16 protein-coding genes are annotated in these 16,381 nt (G+C 60.5%); 15 read left to right on the top strand and 1 reads right to left on the bottom strand.

The features are described from left to right. The first annotated feature begins 41 nt into the window (after positions 1-41). From ACMV8A_RS04250 to ACMV8A_RS04200, 11 genes are all read left to right on the top strand, one after another. The gene (locus ACMV8A_RS04250; protein WP_495324502.1) at positions 42-1,463 is read left to right on the top strand and encodes a form I ribulose bisphosphate carboxylase large subunit; all 1,422 of its coding nucleotides are present in this window, start codon (positions 42-44) and stop codon (positions 1,461-1,463) included. Positions 1,464-1,607: 144 nt separating this feature from the next. Beyond that, positions 1,608-1,967 (top strand): ribulose bisphosphate carboxylase small subunit, encoded by a 360-nt coding sequence (locus ACMV8A_RS04245; RefSeq protein WP_495324501.1) that lies wholly within the window; start codon positions 1,608-1,610, stop codon positions 1,965-1,967. A gap of 88 nt (positions 1,968-2,055) precedes the next feature. Next, complete coding sequence (locus ACMV8A_RS04240) at positions 2,056-2,865, top strand: CbbQ/NirQ/NorQ/GpvN family protein (RefSeq protein WP_495324500.1); 810 nt, start codon at positions 2,056-2,058, stop codon at positions 2,863-2,865. A gap of 60 nt (positions 2,866-2,925) precedes the next feature. Continuing rightward, positions 2,926-5,256, top strand: a complete 2,331-nt coding sequence (locus ACMV8A_RS04235) for a nitric oxide reductase activation protein NorD (protein ID WP_495324499.1) — start codon at positions 2,926-2,928, stop codon at positions 5,254-5,256. Further along, a complete protein-coding gene (locus ACMV8A_RS04230) occupies positions 5,256-5,633 on the top strand; it encodes a hypothetical protein (protein WP_495324498.1) in 378 nt (125 codons plus the stop codon). The genes ACMV8A_RS04235 and ACMV8A_RS04230 overlap by 1 nt, the downstream gene beginning before the upstream one ends. Before the next feature lie 14 nt (positions 5,634-5,647). Next, positions 5,648-5,977, top strand: coding sequence for a hypothetical protein (locus tag ACMV8A_RS04225; protein WP_495324497.1), 330 nt, complete (start codon positions 5,648-5,650; stop codon positions 5,975-5,977). 56 nt (positions 5,978-6,033) lie between these two features. Next, positions 6,034-6,594 (top strand): LbetaH domain-containing protein, encoded by a 561-nt coding sequence (locus ACMV8A_RS04220; RefSeq protein WP_495324496.1) that lies wholly within the window; start codon positions 6,034-6,036, stop codon positions 6,592-6,594. Positions 6,595-6,647: 53 nt separating this feature from the next. Next, on the top strand, positions 6,648-7,871 hold the full coding sequence (locus ACMV8A_RS04215) for a ketose-bisphosphate aldolase (protein ID WP_495324495.1): 1,224 nt from the start codon (positions 6,648-6,650) through the stop codon (positions 7,869-7,871). A gap of 205 nt (positions 7,872-8,076) precedes the next feature. After that, positions 8,077-9,456: a ribulose-bisphosphate carboxylase gene (locus ACMV8A_RS04210; RefSeq protein ID WP_495324494.1), complete on the top strand. Its 1,380-nt coding sequence runs from the start codon at positions 8,077-8,079 to the stop codon at positions 9,454-9,456. A 221-nt stretch (positions 9,457-9,677) separates the two neighbouring features. After that, a complete protein-coding gene (locus tag ACMV8A_RS04205; protein WP_495324493.1) occupies positions 9,678-10,481 on the top strand; it encodes a CbbQ/NirQ/NorQ/GpvN family protein in 804 nt (267 codons plus the stop codon). 95 nt (positions 10,482-10,576) lie between these two features. Then, positions 10,577-12,841: a nitric oxide reductase activation protein NorD gene (locus ACMV8A_RS04200; RefSeq protein ID WP_495324492.1), complete on the top strand. Its 2,265-nt coding sequence runs from the start codon at positions 10,577-10,579 to the stop codon at positions 12,839-12,841. Positions 12,842-12,988: 147 nt separating this feature from the next. Here ACMV8A_RS04200 and ACMV8A_RS04195 read toward each other — a convergent pair whose 3' ends face one another. After that, positions 12,989-13,450 (bottom strand): DsrE family protein, encoded by a 462-nt coding sequence (locus ACMV8A_RS04195; protein ID WP_495324491.1) that lies wholly within the window; start codon positions 13,448-13,450, stop codon positions 12,989-12,991. Positions 13,451-13,643: 193 nt separating this feature from the next. Here ACMV8A_RS04195 and ACMV8A_RS04190 point away from each other — a divergent pair, with 193 nt between their 5' ends. From ACMV8A_RS04190 to ACMV8A_RS04175, 4 genes are all read left to right on the top strand, one after another. After that, complete coding sequence (locus ACMV8A_RS04190; RefSeq protein ID WP_495324490.1) at positions 13,644-14,054, top strand: c-type cytochrome; 411 nt, start codon at positions 13,644-13,646, stop codon at positions 14,052-14,054. A 45-nt stretch (positions 14,055-14,099) separates the two neighbouring features. Continuing rightward, positions 14,100-14,489 (top strand): DUF302 domain-containing protein, encoded by a 390-nt coding sequence (locus tag ACMV8A_RS04185; RefSeq protein WP_495324489.1) that lies wholly within the window; start codon positions 14,100-14,102, stop codon positions 14,487-14,489. A gap of 129 nt (positions 14,490-14,618) precedes the next feature. Beyond that, positions 14,619-15,257 carry a Spy/CpxP family protein refolding chaperone gene (locus tag ACMV8A_RS04180; protein ID WP_495324488.1) on the top strand — a complete coding sequence of 213 codons (639 nt, stop codon included), beginning with the start codon at positions 14,619-14,621 and terminating at the stop codon, positions 15,255-15,257. 112 nt (positions 15,258-15,369) lie between these two features. Beyond that, on the top strand, positions 15,370-16,299 hold the full coding sequence (locus ACMV8A_RS04175; RefSeq protein WP_495324487.1) for a TauD/TfdA family dioxygenase: 930 nt from the start codon (positions 15,370-15,372) through the stop codon (positions 16,297-16,299). Positions 16,300-16,381 lie beyond the last annotated feature (82 nt).

The following is a 16,381-nucleotide window of genomic DNA, read 5'->3' as shown; positions in this document are numbered from 1 at the left end:
CCACCTGAACAACCGCCGACCGAGTGTGGAGGGCATGCAAAATGGCAGGAAAGACTTACAACGCGGGCGTAAAAGAGTACCGCGAAACGTACTGGGATCCCAATTACACCCCGAAGGACAGCGACATTCTGGCGTGCTTCAAGGTTGTGCCGCAGGCCGGCGTGCCGCGTGAAGAGGCCGCAGCTGCGGTTTGCGCCGAGTCTTCCACTGCCACCTGGACCACGGTGTGGACTGACCTGTTGACCGATCTGGATTACTACAAGGGCCGTGCCTACGCCATCGAGGACGTGCCGGGTGATGACGACGCATTCTACGCCTTTATCGCCTACCCCATGGGCCTGTTCGAAGAAGGTTCTGTGGTCAATGTTTTCACCTCCTTGGTCGGTAACGTGTTCGGCTTCAAGGCCGTGCGTTCCCTGCGCCTGGAAGACGTGCGTTTCCCCTTGTGGTTCGTGACCACCTGCGATGGTCCCCCGCACGGTATCCAGGTTGAGCGCGACAAACTGGATAAGTACGGCCGCCCGTTGCTGGGTTGCACCATCAAGCCGAAGCTGGGTCTGTCCGCCAAGAACTACGGCCGCGCCGTCTACGAGTGCCTGCGTGGCGGTCTGGACTTCACCAAGGACGACGAGAACGTCAACTCGCAGCCGTTCATGCGCTGGCGCGATCGCTTCGAATTCTGCCAGGAGGCCATTGAAAAGGCCGAGCGCGAGACCGGCGAGCGCAAGGGTCACTACTTGAACGTGACCGGCCCGAACATGGAAGAGATCTACAAGCGTGCCGAGTTTGCCAAGGAGATCGGCACGCCGATCATCATGTCCGACTACCTGACCATCGGTTGGGCCGCCCAGGCCAGCCTGGCGCGCTGGTGCCGCGACAACGGCATGCTGTTGCACGTGCATCGTGCCATGCATGGCGTCATCGATCGCAACCCCAAGCACGGCATCAACTTCCGCGTACTGGCCAAGATGGCCCGCCTGTTGGGCGCCGACCACCTGCACTCCGGCACCGTCGTCGGCAAGCTGGAAGGTGATCGTGAAGCGACCCTCGGCTGGATCGATCAGATGCGTGAGCGTTATGTGAAGGAAGATCGCTCGCGCGGCATCTTCTTCGATCAAAACTGGGGCCACATGCCCGGCGTGATGCCTGTCGCCTCCGGTGGTATCCACGTGTGGCACATGCCCGCCCTGGTATCCATCTTTGGCGACGATTCTGTCCTGCAGTTCGGTGGTGGCACCATCGGCCATCCGTGGGGCAATGCCGCCGGCGCTGCTGCCAACCGCGTCGCGCTGGAAGCCTGTGTGCAGGCCCGCAACGAAGGCCGCGTGATCGAGAAGGAGGGCAAGGACATCCTGACCAACGCCGCCAAGCATAGCCCCGAGCTGAAGATGGCGATGGAGACCTGGAAAGAGATCAAGTTCGAGTTCGATACTGTCGACAAACTGGACGTGGCGCACAAGTAGCAGACTGCGGCACGGAGCAGGGACCCCGTTGCATCGCAACGGGGATGCGGCCGCCGGCAGCCTGCCGGTCCAGATGTCCCTGCACATGCCAACTGACGAGTGCAACTATCCAAACGAACACGATTACATACAGAGGAATTGACCATGAGTGCAATGCAAGACTACAAGTCCCGTCTGTCGGATCCGAACAGCCGCAAGTTGGGCACCTTCTCCTATCTGCCACAGATGGATGCTGATCAGATCCGCAAGCAGATCCAGTACATCGTTGACAAGGGCTGGAATCCGGCTATTGAGCACACCGAGCCGGAAGAGGCCGGCAGCAACTACTGGTACATGTGGAAGTTGCCGATGTTCGGTGAAACCGATGTCAATCGTATCCTTGAGGAGATCGAAGCCTGCAAGAAGGCCAACCCCGGTCATCATGTTCGGTTGATCGGTTACGACAATATCAAGCAGTCCCAGGGCGCGAACATGCTGGTGCACCGCGCCCCGATCAAGGTCTGAGACCTGATCTGACCAGTTAGGGCCGCCCGCAGGGGCGGCCCACTTAAAAGCCGAATTCTTGTTCTCACGAAACGAGGAGAGCAGTGCCATGAGCGAGGTCAATCGCGAACAGTATCTGGTGAAGAGCGAGCCCTACTACTACCCGGTCGCAGACGAAGTGGAACTCTATGAGGCGGCCTATAGTGTGCGCATGCCGGTCATGCTCAAGGGGCCCACCGGCTGCGGCAAGTCCCGCTTCGTGGAATACATGGCGTGGAAACTGGGTAAACCCCTGATCACCGTGGCTTGCAATGAAGACATGACCGCATCCGATCTGGTGGGCCGGTTCCTGCTCGATATCAACGGCACCAAGTGGCAAGACGGGCCGCTAGCCACTGCCGCCCGCCTTGGTGCCATCTGCTATCTGGATGAGGTGGTCGAGGCGCGCCAAGACACCACCGTGGTGATCCATCCTCTGACTGATCATCGTCGTCAATTGCCGCTGGAAAAGAAAGGTGAGCTGATCAATGCACACCCTGATTTCCAGATCGTCATCTCTTATAACCCCGGCTATCAGAGCCTGATGAAGGACCTGAAGCAGTCGACCAAGCAACGTTTCGGCGCCATGGACTTCGATTACCCAGCGGCCGAGATCGAGACCAAGATCGTTGCCCATGAGTCGGGCGTCGACGCCAACACTGCTGAAAAACTGGTGCAGGTGGCGCAGCGCAGCCGCAACCTCAAGGGTCATGGTTTGGATGAAGGCATGTCGACCCGCCTGCTGGTCTATGCCGGCCAGCTCATTGCCAAAGGGATCAACCCCAAGGCGGCCTGCCGCATGGCGCTGGCGCGTCCCCTCACCGATGACCCTGATATGCGCGACACTCTGGACGCCGCGGTGGATACCTTCTTCGGCTGAATGGTGCGGGTGCAGACGGTGAGGTGATACGTCGACGCAAGTGAAGATGAGGGGACGGCAATGACCATTTCTCTGGACGATTACCGCGAGGAATTGATTCGGGCGGCGCCAAGTTTGGCCGACACCCTGGAGGGGACCTTCCACGAGGCGGCGCGCACCATGTCGCCCAACGGCCTCAAGGACTACCTGGATGGAGCGCGCGGCATCATCAATCTGGGCAAGGGATCGGCTCTACTCACCGCCTATCTGGAAGAGATGCCACTGGTGGCCAAGGAGTGCGGCGACGATGTGATTCGTGATGCGGTCCACTCGGTGATGAAGCTTGCTTCGATGGTGTCGGGCGAGGTGCTCACCTTGGTACTTGCCACGTTGCCTACCGCGGCGCGCCGTCTTGGTGATCCCGAACTGTTGCGCGCCTATCTGCAACTGTTGCACCGGCTGGTCGCCAAGGCGCCGCGCGGCCTACGGCCGATGCTCGGCGTACTTGACGAACTGCTTGGCAAGCTTACCCTTTCCGGACTGCGGCGTTGGGTAGATTTCGGCGCCGAGGCCTATCGGCGCGACCTACCCAAGCAGGCCGCCTATTTCGGTCTGCAGAGCGAGGACAGCAAGGCCGTGTTGCAGCAAGAGCGGCGCGGCACCTTGTTCATCGATACCCAGCGTAAGCTAAATTTTTATCTGCGTGCGTTTTGGGCACGCGACTTCTTCATGCGTCCAAGCGCTGCCGACTATCTCGGCTTTCGTCCCTTCATCGAGGCGCGCGCCATGCACTTGCCCGATGCGGCAGATGATGTCGGCGGACTCCATGGGATCGATCTCTATCGTGCCATGGCCGCCCACATGGCGGCCCATCTGGTCTATACCACCCAGCCGCAGTCGGCTGAGGCCCTCGCCCCGGCACAGATGTTTTTCGTCGGCTTCTTCGAGGATGCGCGCGTCGAGTACTGCGCCACCAGAAATTTCCCTGGGATGCGTCGCCTGTGGCGCTCGTTCATGGAACTGCCCAAGGAGGGCAAAACCGAACATGAGTCGGTGGAACTGCTGGAGCGCACGGCGCTGGCACTGCTCGATCCCGAAATGCGTGTCGGCGATGACGCCATCGATGTCATCGTGACGCAGTTCCACACCAACATTGCGGCCAATGCCGACAATGGCATGTTCTCTTGGAATCTGGGTCTCGACCTGTTCAACCTGTTGTCGCAACGTAAGGCCGTTCCGAGCCTGCGTATCCTGGAGAGCCTGCGAATTCCATACCGCGACGATAACCGTTTCATCTGGTCACTGGATCAGCATGACTGGAACGAGTCGACCGCCTACCTGCCTGCGAGTCAGCGTCAGGTACGCCGCAAGGTCGGTCTTATGGAGTTTATCAACGAGATCGACGTAGAGACCGCCGGCGATGATGCCCAGGAAATCTGGACGCTGGAGAGCGAACTATTCCCCTATGAGGATGAAGGTGTTTCCTTTAACCAGATGGAGGGCAAGGAGCCGATCTCAGACCCTTTTCACTACCAGGAATGGGACTACCAAGTGCAGTTGCACCGTCCTAACTGGGCGACGGTTTATGAGAGGCGTCAGCTGCGTGGTGATCCGGAAGCCATCAATGCGGTGCTCACCACCCACAAGGGGGTGTCTCACCGCATCAAGCAGATCATCGATCGGTTGCGGCCGCAGGGCGTGTCCCGTATGCGCAAGCTGGAGGATGGTGACGAACTCGATATCAACGCTGCCGTAGAGGCAATGGTTGCGGCGCGCATGGGACGCAATCCTGATCCGCGCATCACCATGCGCAACGTGATCAACCGGCGCGATCTGGCGGTAGTGATCCTGCTCGATCTATCAGCGTCGACCAACGAAAAGGTACGTGGTTCCGACAAGACAGTGATCGAGTTGACGCGCGAGGCCTGTGCGCTGGTGGCCACGGCCATCCACGGTATCGGTGATCCCTTTGCCATCCATGGTTTCGCATCGGATGGTCGCCATGACGTACAGTACTACCGCTTCAAGGATTTCGAGCAACGTTTCGATGATGACGCCAAGAGCCGTCTAGCGGGAATGAAGGGCGGGCTGTCCACCCGCATGGGAGCGGCCATGCGTCACGCGGCACGGCATCTGATGCAACGTAGTGAGAAACACAAATTGTTGCTCATTGTTACCGATGGTGAGCCGGCGGATATAGACGAGCGCGATCCACAATATCTACGCATCGATGCAAAAAAAGCAGCGGAAGAGCTCCGTAGCAAGGGTGTTCTGAGCTACTGCCTTACGCTTGATCCCGAGGCTGATCGGTATGTTGAGCGCATTTTTGGCGCCAACAACTATACAATCATTGACCATGTGCAACGGTTGCCGGAAAAACTTCCAACGCTGTTTGCCAATCTGACACGCTGATGGCGACGCGTCTCGACGAGGTTCCTGTTTATGCCAGTCGGGCAGATGAAATCGATGCGCGCCATTACAATCTATGGCGGCGCGCGCGACAGCGCTTTGGCCGTCCGCTGCGCCTCGAGCTGCCGGGCGTGTCGGGAATGGAGCTGATTCTTGATGATGATTCCTGGGTAGTGGTTGATGTGCGTCAGTTCGAACTGCCGATTTTGGCCTGGGTCGACATTTTGGGAGACAACCGCAGCGCCTTGCATGAGCCAGTGCCATGCAAACTGAACTATTACCACTTTGCTGCCACACGCATTCGCGCCAAGGTGCTGGACATTCTGCAGCATGCCTTGGAGGATAGACTGCATCCTCCCTCTCACAGAACGTCCAGGTAAAGGAGTAAAATCGAATGAGCAGCAGACCGCACATGCCACCGGGCAGGGCAACCTACATCGGAGTTCATGATGATGATGATGGTGGTATGACCGCGCTCGGTCTGATTGTGCGCGATGGATGGGTATTCGGCATCATCCCGGAAAACGAGACTTGCAAGGGGTGGTCGGCACAGCAGATGCAGGCGTTATACGAAAAGGTGAGTGCAGCCTGGGAGCCCTATGCTCATCTGCCCAGTCGCCTGCCGGAGGAGCTGCGCGTACGCCATGCCCTGATTCATGCGGCCGCGGTCGAACGTGCGCGGGCTCAGGGGTGGGATGCAGAACTGGACGATGAGGATGACTGATTGGTCGGGTCGACAGTGGAGCATGCTGTACTTACTTACAACCGAGATAATATTGCATGATTCGTAAAAACCCCACCGGCGACCTCCCGGTCATTCACGAAAGTGCCTTTGTCGATCCGACAGCGATAATCTGCGGCAAGGTGATCATTCAGGAGAATGTATTCATCGGTCCCTATGCAGTGATCCGTGCTGATGAGGTAACCGTCGACGGCAGCATGGAGCCGATCATCATCGGCGCCAACTCCAACATCCAGGATGGGGTGGTGATCCACTCCAAGTCCGGCGCCGCGGTGACCATCGGCGAACACACCTCCATTGCCCACCGCTCCATCGTCCATGGCCCCTGCACGGTGGGTGACCGGGTGTTCATCGGTTTCAATTCCGTGCTGTTCAATTGCGAGATCGGCGCCGGTTCGGTGGTGCGGCATAACTCCGTGGTGGAGGGCTGCCATGTGCCGGAGGGATTCCATATTCCCTCTACTACCAATATCCACAGTGATGCCGATCTGGCCCAGATCAAACCGGTGCCGGTGGATATGGCTGCCTTTTCGGAGGATGTGGCACGCACCAACGTTGACTTGGTGCGCGGTTATAAACGGTTGGCTAACGAGTTTTGACCACCACTGGTCCGGACGGTCTATGGGCGAAGCAACGGCAATGAGGTGATACGATGCCATTGGTGGATATGGGGGACATGCTGCGTCACGCCTATACCCATCGGTATGCGGTGGGGGCCTTCGATCTGGTCAGCCTGGATTTTCTCCAAGGCATCATCGAAGGTGCCGAAGCCTGCGACGCGCCGGTGATTCTCAGTCTTGCCGAATCCCATTTTGCGTATTTCGATCTGGAGTTGCTGATGCCGGCGGTGGAGGCTGCCGCACGACGCAGCCGTGTGCCGGTGGCCATCCACCTGGACCACGGTGCCAGTATGGAATCGGCCAGACGGGCGATTGCGCTTGGTTGCAACGGCGTGATGGTCGATACCTCCAGCCAGCCGTTTGCGATGAATGTGGCGCGTAGCGCGGAGATCGTGCGCATGGCACACGATTGCGGCGTCACCGTGGAGGGGGAGCTGGGTTATGTCCCCGGTGTCGAGGGTGAGGACGCCGAGCGTCATCCCGGGATGCTGGTCTACACCACGGTGGCGGAGGCGCGTGACTATGTGGCGCAGACCGGTATCGATTGTCTGGCGGTGTCGATCGGTACGGTGCACGGCCACATGCGCGGCACGCCGGAACTGGACTTCGAGCGCCTCGCCGCCATCAATGAGGCGCTGCGCCTGCCGCTGGTGATCCATGGCGGCAGCGGCCTGAGCGATGCCCAGTTTCGCCGCCTCATCGAACATGGCGTGGCCAAGATCAATTACTACACCGCTTTGTCCGAGGCGGCGGCCGCCGTTATCCGCGCCAATCTCACGCAGGGAGGCCGTGGTTACTCCGGCCTGGTGAGCGGGGTGCAGGCCGCGATTCGGGCCGAGGTGGAGCGCTGCATCCATCTGTGGGGCAGCGCAGGGCGCGCGCCGGAGGTATTGGCGCAGTGCCGTCGTTGGCACAATGTGGAACATGTGGTCCTCTACAATGCCGCCGGTCTGGACGATGCTGCGGTTCGAGACATGATGGCCACGGGCCAGCGCAGCCTGGCGACGATCCCCGGGGTGCGCGAGGTGGGGGTAGGCGAGGCGGTGGACGGCCAGGCGCGTTACCGTCACTGCTGGCTGATCCGCTTCGCCGCCCCGGCGGTGATCGCCAGCTACAAGCACCATCCCGTGCACGTGGATTTCGCCGATCGCCTGTTCCGTCCGGTAGCGGGCGACCGCATCACGGTGGATTTCGAGCTGACGGCGACCAGCCCTGTCCGGTGCCGTGATGTTGCCATGGAGGAGGAACGCAACTAAACAGAGTCGACGGCGTGTTCCTGGTCCCCTATGATAGATAAGTTAAAACTTATCTATTCCATCAGTATTTCAGACTTTCTTTATGAAAGTCGATCGAGTATCTTTTGCCCCGCGTTTTATACAGATACGGTTTCTGTGTGTATGATGGCTGGCCTGCATGAGCCTGCCGTTTCTTACTCAAACAATGTCCAGGGGTAATTGAAAGATGGATCAGTCCGCACGTTATGCTGACCTCTCGCTGAAAGAAGAGGATCTGATCAAGGGTGGCAAGCACATTCTGTGCGCCTACAAGATGAAGCCCGCCAAGGGCTACGGTTTCCTGGAAGTGGCTGCCCACTTCGCCGCCGAGTCCTCCACCGGCACCAACGTTGAAGTCTGCACCACCGACGAATTCACCAAGGGCGTCGACGCCCTGGTCTACATGATCGACGAAGCCACCGAAGAGATGCGCATCGCGTATCCGTTGGAGCTGTTCGATCGCAACATCATCGACGGTCGCATGATGATGGTTTCCTTCCTGACCCTGACCATCGGCAACAACCAGGGCATGGGCGACTGCGAATACGCCAAGATGTACGACTTCTACATGCCGCGCCGCGCCATCGAGCTGTTCGATGGTCCGTCTGTGGACATCAGTAACCTGTGGCGTGTGCTGGGCCGTCCGGTGGTCGATGGTGGTTACATCTCCGGCACCATCATCAAGCCGAAGCTGGGCCTGCGTCCGGAGCCGTTCGCCAAGGCGGCCTACCAGTTCTGGCTGGGTGGCGACTTCATCAAGAACGACGAGCCGCAGGGCAACCAGGTATTCTGCCCGGCCAAGAAGGTCTACCCGCTGGTATATGACGCCATGAAGCGCGCCATGGACGAGACCGGCGAAGCCAAGATCTTCTCCGCCAACATCACCGCTGACGACCACGCTGAAATGATCGCCCGTGGCGAGTTCATCCTCGAGACCTTCGGCCCCGACGCGGACAAGGTGGCGTTCCTGGTCGACGGTTACGTCGGCGGCCCGGGCATGGTGACCACCGCCCGCCGTTACTTCTCCCGTCAGTACCTGCACTACCACCGTGCCGGCCACGGCGCCGTGACCTCCCCCAGCTCCAAGCGCGGCTACACCGCCTATGTGCTGGCCAAGATGAGCCGTCTGCAGGGTGCCTCCGGTATCCATGTCGGCACCATGGGCTACGGCAAGATGGAAGGCAGCAAGGACGACCGCGCCATCGCCTACATCTGCGAGCGCGACAGCTACACCGGCCCGGCCTACCACCAGGAGTGGTACGGCATGCGTCCGACCACCCCGATCATCTCCGGTGGCATGAACGCGCTGCGTCTGCCGGGCTTCTTCGAGAATCTGGGTCACGGCAACGTCATCAATACCGCCGGTGGTGGTTCCTACGGCCATATCGATTCCCCGGCTGCTGGTGCCAAGTCCCTGCGCCAGGCCTATGAGTGCTGGAAGGCCAAGGCCGACCCGATCGAGTGGGCCAAGGAGCACAAGGAATTCGCCCGCGCCTTCGAGTCGTTCCCGCACGACGCCGACAAGATTTACCCGGGCTGGCGTGAAAAGCTGGGCGTGCACAAGTAAGACTGCGGAGGGCGGAGCAGGGGGCCCGCGTGCGGGGATGCGACCCCGGAGCAGGCTTCTGTCCGCCGCCCCCCAAAGTTGATACAGGAGAACGCCCCCTTCATGGGGGCGTTTTTCTTCCTGTAGCACAAACACGCGATTACTATGGGAATTGCAGGACGCATGCCGGCGTGCATCGCAAGCGGTGCACGCCGGCATGCGGATTTGCACAGGAGAATGCCATGAGCGACAAAGAACAGTACAAGGTTCGCAAGGAACCCTTCTATCAGCAGCAGGGCAACGAAGTCGCCCTGTATGAGGCGGCCTATCGCAACCGCTTGCCGGTGATGGTGAAAGGCCCGACCGGCTGCGGCAAGTCGCGTTTCATCGAATACATGGCATGGCGGCTGGGCAAGCCGCTGATCACCGTGGCCTGCAACGAGGACATGACCGCCTCCGATCTGGTTGGCCGTTATCTGCTCGAGTCCGGGGGCACGCGCTGGCTGGATGGCCCGCTCACCACCGCTGCGCGCATCGGCGCCATCTGTTATCTCGATGAAGTGGTGGAGGCGCGCCAGGACACCACTGTAGTGATCCATCCGCTTACTGATCATCGCCGCACCCTGCCGCTGGACAAGAAGGGTGAGCTGATTGAGGCCCATCCGGATTTTCAGCTGGTGATCTCCTACAACCCCGGCTACCAGTCGCTGATGAAGGACTTGAAGCAGTCCACCAAGCAGCGTTTCACCGCCTTCGAATTCGATTACCCGGCCGCCGAGCTGGAGACTTCAATACTGGCCAAAGAAACCGGGCTGGACACCGCCGTCGCCGGCAAGCTGGTGAAGATCGGTCAGACCGCGCGCAACCTGAAGGGCCACGGCCTCGACGAGGGCATCTCCACCCGCCTCTTGGTCTACGCCGCCACCCTGATCAAGGACGGTGTGGAGCCGCGTGATGCCTGTCGTATGGCGCTGGTGCGTCCCATCACCGACGACACAGATATTCGCGAGACGCTCGATCACGCCATCGACGCGACCTTCGCCTGATGGTGTGCAGGTTGGGCTGAGATACGCAGCCCAATACTGTGCCGCGCCATGTTGGGCCTCCTCCGTCGGCCCAACCTACCAAGGCTTGTGGAGTCATGACCGAAACTGCATACGAACATCCCTTGATGAAGGCCTACTGGAAGCAGCTCAACAGCGGCTTCCCGCAGGTGCGCGAGGTGTTCGAGGACTGCATGGTGGAGGCGCTGGCGATGCTGTCGCGCGATGGCCTGTCCGCCTATCTCGATGCGGCCGGCTTCATCGGCCGTCTCGGCCGCGGCGTCGAGCCGATCCTGGTGTTTCTGGAGGAGTGGCCATCGGTGGTGCAGGCGCTGGGCGAAGAGGCGCTGCTGCCGGTGATGGACGCGGTCAAGGCCATGCACAAGTCGCCCAACGGCAAGGCCATCGCACCGTTCCTGCAGACGCTGGCGCCGGTGGCGCGGCGTCAGCATTCGCTGGAGCAGCTGCGCCATTATCTCGATATCGCGCTGGATCTGATGCAGCGCACCACCGGCTCCATTCACGGTCATCACACCACCTTCCCCAGTCCCGGTCTGCCGCATTTCTTCGAGCAGGCGCCGTTCCTGTTTGCCCAGTTGTCCATGGAAGGCGTGCGCAACTGGGTGGACTACGGTGTCCGCAATTACAGCCGCCATCCCGAACGCCAGCAGGAATACTTCGCCCTGAAGTCCGCCGACAGTCGTGCGGTGATGCAGCGCGAACGCCATGGCGTGCTGTTCGCCGACGTGGAACGCAAGTTGGATTTGTATCTGCGCGGCCTGTGGCAGGACGCCGAGCAGCTAGTGCCCTATTCCACGGCCTTTGATGAACTGCGCAAGCCGATCCCCTATTACGACAGGTTGGGTATGCGCGTGCCGGATGTGTTCGACAGCCGCGACGGGATCAAGGGCATCGACCGTTACCGTGCGGTGCTGGCGCACATGGTCGGTCACCGCCGCTGGAGCGGCCAGATCGTGGCCGACAATTACAGTCCATTGCAGCGCATGGGGGTGGAGTTCTTCGAAGACTGCCGCATCGAGACGCTGCTGATGCGCGAATACCCCGGCCTGAAGAAGATTTTCCTCGCCCTGCACCCCCACCCCGGTGAGGACGACTGCGATCAGGAAACCATGTCCTGCCTGCGTCATCGCCTGACCATGCTGTCGCGCGCCCTGCTGGACGAGAACCATGGTTACAAAAATCCGGCCATTCTGGAATTCGTCGATCGTTTTCATGCCCTGCTGGCACAGGGGCCGTCCAGCACGCGCGAGATCGCCGATTTGGCACTGGCCTTCGCTGCACGTACCCGCCGCCAGAGCGACCAGTACGCCAAGGTCTATTTCGACAACACCGTCATCGATTATCGCGACGACAATCGCCACATGTGGCAGTTCATCGAGGACAGCGACGACGAGGATTACTTCGACGACCCGGACAAGAAGCAGAAGAAAGAGGCGGAGGTGCAGACACTGCCGCCGCGCCACTATCCGGAGTGGGACTACAACAGCCAGACCTACCGTCCCGACTGGGTCAGCCTGTACGAGGCGCTGCACCCCAAGGGCAATGCCGCCGATATCGATCGCCTGTTGCAGAAGCACGCCGCTCTGGCCAAACGCCTGAAGCGCATGCTCGATCTGCTCAAGCCGCAGGACAAGGTGCGCATCCGCTATCAGGAAGAGGGCAGCGAGCTGGATTTGGATGTGGCGATCCGCTCGCTCATCGACTTCATGGGCGGTGCCAATCCGGATTCGCGCATCAACATGAGTCATCGCACCAGCGGCCGCAATATCGCCGTGTCCCTGTTGCTCGACCTGTCCGAGTCGCTCAACGAGAAGGTGGCCGGTTCCGATCAGACTGTGCTGGAGCTGTCACAGGAGGCAGTGTCGCTGCTGGCCTGGTCCATCGAGCGGCTGGGCGACCCCTTCGCCATCGGCGGCTTCCATTCCAACACCCGCCATGACGTGCGCTACATGCACATCAAGGGCTACCGCGAGCACTGGAGCGACGAGGTGAAGGCGCGCCTCGCTGCCATGCAGGCCGGCTGGTCCACGCGCATGGGCGCGGCGATGCGTCATGCCGCGCACTATCTGGAAGGGCAGAAGTCGGACAAGAAGCTGCTGCTGATCCTCACCGACGGCGAGCCGGCCGACGTGGATGTGCAGGACGGCAAGCTGCTCATCGAGGATGCACGCCGCGCGGTCAAGGAGTTGGATCAGAAAGGCATCTTCACCTTTTGCATCAACCTCGATCCCAAGGCCGACGAATATGTCAGCGACATCTTCGGCCACCGCTACACGGTGATCGACAACATCCAGCGCCTGCCGGAGAAATTGCCGCAGCTGTTCATGGCGCTGACGAAGTAGAACTGAACTGCACTTGCCGCGGAGGCACAGAGACGCAGAGGTTTGTAAGAAGTAGCACGGGGCATACTCATGCTGCCCGGTCTCATGTGCTGCACGGATTGCATCAACCTCATCGCCATGTCTCTGCGTCTCTGCGGCAATCGTGTATTAGGGTTTGAGGTAGACGTAACCACGCAATTGCAGTTCGCCCACGGTGGCGACGCCCGACGGCACGATCACCGCGTTCATGTTTACCTGGCCTTCATCGATCTTGCGTCCGGTCAGTGTGTTGCGGCAGACATTGAATACCACGCCCTGGTTGGCCAGATCCTGCACCATATCGTCCTGGCTTTTGCCGGCACTGTCCTTCCAGTCTTCCAGCAGGAAGTCGATGCCCTTGCCGTGGGTGACCACCACGATCTCGACGTTGCCGGCGCCGAGGGCGTTGATGTGATTCTGCACATTGCGCAGCGCCACAGGGGCCACGGCGCTGTCGTTTATGTGATAAACCACTTTTTGCTTGTGGTAACCGTTTTCCGCGACTGCCATCCTGTTGCCGGATGCGGCGCAGCCGGTCAGTAGCAGGCTGACGCCGAGCAGGAGCAGTGACGTTGTGGTGCGTAGATTCATGGTGACTCCTCCGTAATTTTTCTGTGGTTTTTCCGGCATGCCTGCGCCGGTAACATAAGGATTCGCCAATAGGCATGGTTATTCCAGAGTGAAAAGCTATATTTTTAACGTTACCCCGGGTATTGCCGTTCTGACTACGCTCCCTTTATTCGCCATGGCCGTGCCCAGAACATTGCTCGCGGGTGGGCTCGCGTTGCTGCTCGCTGCCTGCGGTGATCCGGTCACTCCGCGCAGTGAGCCGGTGCGTAATCTGGATGCGGAGCGCATCGCCCGCGGTGCCGCCCTGTTCCGCCAGCATTGCGCGGTGTGCCACGGGCCGGCGGCGGAGGGGGCGGACAACTGGCGCGTGCGCAACCCCGACGGCACCTTTCTGCCGCCGCCGCTGAACGGCACCGGCCATGCCTGGCATCACCCGTGGGAGGATTTGAAGCACACCATCCACCACGGCACGGCGGCGTTGGGTGGCAATATGCCGCCATGGCAGGGTGTGCTGACCGAGCAACAGATGGAGGATGTGATCCTCTGGTTCCAGTCGCTGTGGAGCGACGAGGTCTACGCCGCGTGGTGGGAGATCGAACAGCGCCAGCGCCGCGGTCATCACTGAATCCACGGGGCAAGAATTTCTTTTCTATCGACAGGAGAGCAATGCATGTATGGCTTTACCGTAAACACGGCAGGAGATTTCAACGCCGCTCTGGTCCGCGTCACCGAGGCGCTGAAGCAGGAAGGTTTTGGCGTGCTGACCGAGATCGATGTGGCGGCAACCTTGAAGGCCAAGCTGGGCATCGACAAGCGTCCCTACCGCATCCTCGGCGCCTGCAATCCGAAGCTGGCCAATCAGGCGCTGGATACCGAAGCGGATGTCGGCTTGCTACTGCCGTGCAATGTGGTGGTGCGTGAAGACGACGACGGCAAGATCGTGGTGGGCTTCATGGACCCGGTGACCGTACTGGGTTTGGCGCAACGCAAGGAACTGGATGTGCTGGGCAGCGAGGTACGCGCGAAATTGCAGCGCGTGGCGGAGTCCCTGCGCGCCTGATGCCATGGGGTTCGGACCAGCGCCGGATACACATAGCATCGAGTCTGTGTTGGTAAGGACTTTCTTGCGTTGATTACAAGGTGCCGCGCTTACGCTGCGGCGTGTTGGTGTCTGCAGGAGGTGATGACCATGCAAATACGAACTGGATGGCGCAGAAGTCTGCCCTGGTTGATGGCCGGTTTGCTGGGCCTCGGGGCGGCGCAGGCAGTGGAGCCGCCACGCTACGGCCCCGGCATGATGGGCGGCTATGGTATGGGGCCGGGCATGATGGGTGGTTACGGCATGGGCCCCGGCATGATGTATGACGGTGACGGTGCCTATGGTCCCGGCATGATGGGTGGCTATGGCATGGGGCCGGGCATGATGGGTGGTTATGGCATGGGGCCGGGCATGATGGGTGGTTATGGCATGGGCCCCGGCATGATGGGTGGATACGGTATGGGGGGCATGGGACTCGGTCCCATCTGGGCGCTGGAACTCAGCGAAAACCAGCGCCGCGCCATCGACAACATCATGGCCGAACAGCACAAGCAGCACTGGGCCGCCATGTCGGCGATGATCGCTGCCCAGGGTCGTCTGCGCGAGTTGCAGATGGCGGAACAGTGGGACCAGAAGGCCATTGCCGGCGTCTATGACGACATCTTCAAGCAGCAACGGGCGATGATCGAGGCGAATGTCCGCACCCGCAACCGTATCCAGGATCAGCTCACCGTGGAGCAGAAGGAACAACTGCGGCGCTGGTCGTGGGGCGGTCGTTGGGGCCGTTGAAATGACCAACAGGGGCGGGCCTGCCCCGCTCCTGTTTCCTGATCCAGGTCAATGCCGCGGCGGCGGTGGCCCCTGCTAAACTACAGCCCGGTTCATTTTTCTGAGGCAAGGCATGACTTCCGCCGTCCCCCCCGGTTCGCCCTTTGACCTGAACGATAACGACACCTACCGTCGCTGGCGCGACGCCAAGCTGGCGGACTATCCCCAGCAGGCAGGAGACCTCATCGTCGAGGTGCGCGACCCGCGCGCGCTGACCGACAGCGAATTTGCCGCCTTGCAGCAGCGCCTGCAGAAAACCAACATGGCCATCTACGTCGCTGCCACCGGCGATGACCCGGACAAGGCCATTCCGCGCGAACTGGGCCGTCGCTTCGGCCTGGTGCGACTGGACAGCAACTATCTGGCCGATGACGACGGCATCACCTCGCTCACCGTCAATCCGGAAGGGGACCACCCCAACTATATCCCCTACACCAACAAACCCATCAAGTGGCATACCGACGGCTACTACAACACGCCGGAGAACCAGATCCGCGGCCTCATCCTGCACTGCGTGCACTCGGCCGGCGCAGGCGGTGACAACGGTCTCATCGATCCGGAGATCGCCTATATCCAGCTGCGCGATGAAAACCCCGATTTCATCCGCGTGCTGATGCGGCCGGACGTGATGACCATCCCGCCGGGCAAGGACGGCGAAGGCGGCGAGCGCGAGGCCGCCAGCGGGCCGGTGTTTTCCTGGCATGCGGCTACGGACAGCCTGCACATGCGCTACACCGCGCGCAAACGCAACATCGAGTGGAGCCAGGACTCCATGACCCAGGACACCATCACTTTCCTCGAACATCTGCTCGACAGCACCCATATGCCCTACCGATTCCGTGCCCGCCTTGAACCCGGCATGGGGCTGATCTGCAACAACGTGCTGCATGACCGTACCGGGTTCACCGACCCCGCCGGCAGTGCGCCCCGACTGCTGTACCGTGCGCGCTATTTCGATCGCGTGGCCGCAACCGGCTTGCATACGGTTTATCCGCAGTTATAGCGTTCCCACCTCCCGCGCCCCATCTTTGATATTTCTTCCTGCCGCACCATTTTGGGGCGCGGGAAATTTTTCCGTTGCCGTC

This window comes from Sulfurivermis sp. (genome assembly GCF_059410345.1).
The sequence above is the reverse complement of the archived record's forward strand: the minus strand, read 5'-3'. Positions and strand labels throughout refer to the sequence as shown.

What these genes read in the sequence shown, in the direction of transcription:
- ACMV8A_RS04250 (WP_495324502.1), top strand. Translation starts at nt 42, where the DNA reads ATGGCAGGAAAGACTTACAACGCGGGCGTAAAAGAGTACCGCGAAACG.
- ACMV8A_RS04245 (WP_495324501.1), top strand. Translation starts at nt 1,608, where the DNA reads ATGAGTGCAATGCAAGACTACAAGTCCCGTCTGTCGGATCCGAACAGC.
- ACMV8A_RS04240 (WP_495324500.1), top strand. Translation starts at nt 2,056, where the DNA reads ATGAGCGAGGTCAATCGCGAACAGTATCTGGTGAAGAGCGAGCCCTAC.
- ACMV8A_RS04235 (WP_495324499.1), top strand. Translation starts at nt 2,926, where the DNA reads ATGACCATTTCTCTGGACGATTACCGCGAGGAATTGATTCGGGCGGCG.
- ACMV8A_RS04230 (WP_495324498.1), top strand. Translation starts at nt 5,256, where the DNA reads ATGGCGACGCGTCTCGACGAGGTTCCTGTTTATGCCAGTCGGGCAGAT.
- ACMV8A_RS04225 (WP_495324497.1), top strand. Translation starts at nt 5,648, where the DNA reads ATGAGCAGCAGACCGCACATGCCACCGGGCAGGGCAACCTACATCGGA.
- ACMV8A_RS04220 (WP_495324496.1), top strand. Translation starts at nt 6,034, where the DNA reads ATGATTCGTAAAAACCCCACCGGCGACCTCCCGGTCATTCACGAAAGT.
- ACMV8A_RS04215 (WP_495324495.1), top strand. Translation starts at nt 6,648, where the DNA reads ATGCCATTGGTGGATATGGGGGACATGCTGCGTCACGCCTATACCCAT.
- ACMV8A_RS04210 (WP_495324494.1), top strand. Translation starts at nt 8,077, where the DNA reads ATGGATCAGTCCGCACGTTATGCTGACCTCTCGCTGAAAGAAGAGGAT.
- ACMV8A_RS04205 (WP_495324493.1), top strand. Translation starts at nt 9,678, where the DNA reads ATGAGCGACAAAGAACAGTACAAGGTTCGCAAGGAACCCTTCTATCAG.
- ACMV8A_RS04200 (WP_495324492.1), top strand. Translation starts at nt 10,577, where the DNA reads ATGACCGAAACTGCATACGAACATCCCTTGATGAAGGCCTACTGGAAG.
- ACMV8A_RS04195 (WP_495324491.1), bottom strand. Translation starts at nt 13,450, where the DNA reads ATGAATCTACGCACCACAACGTCACTGCTCCTGCTCGGCGTCAGCCTG.
- ACMV8A_RS04185 (WP_495324489.1), top strand. Translation starts at nt 14,100, where the DNA reads ATGTATGGCTTTACCGTAAACACGGCAGGAGATTTCAACGCCGCTCTG.
- ACMV8A_RS04180 (WP_495324488.1), top strand. Translation starts at nt 14,619, where the DNA reads ATGCAAATACGAACTGGATGGCGCAGAAGTCTGCCCTGGTTGATGGCC.
- ACMV8A_RS04175 (WP_495324487.1), top strand. Translation starts at nt 15,370, where the DNA reads ATGACTTCCGCCGTCCCCCCCGGTTCGCCCTTTGACCTGAACGATAAC.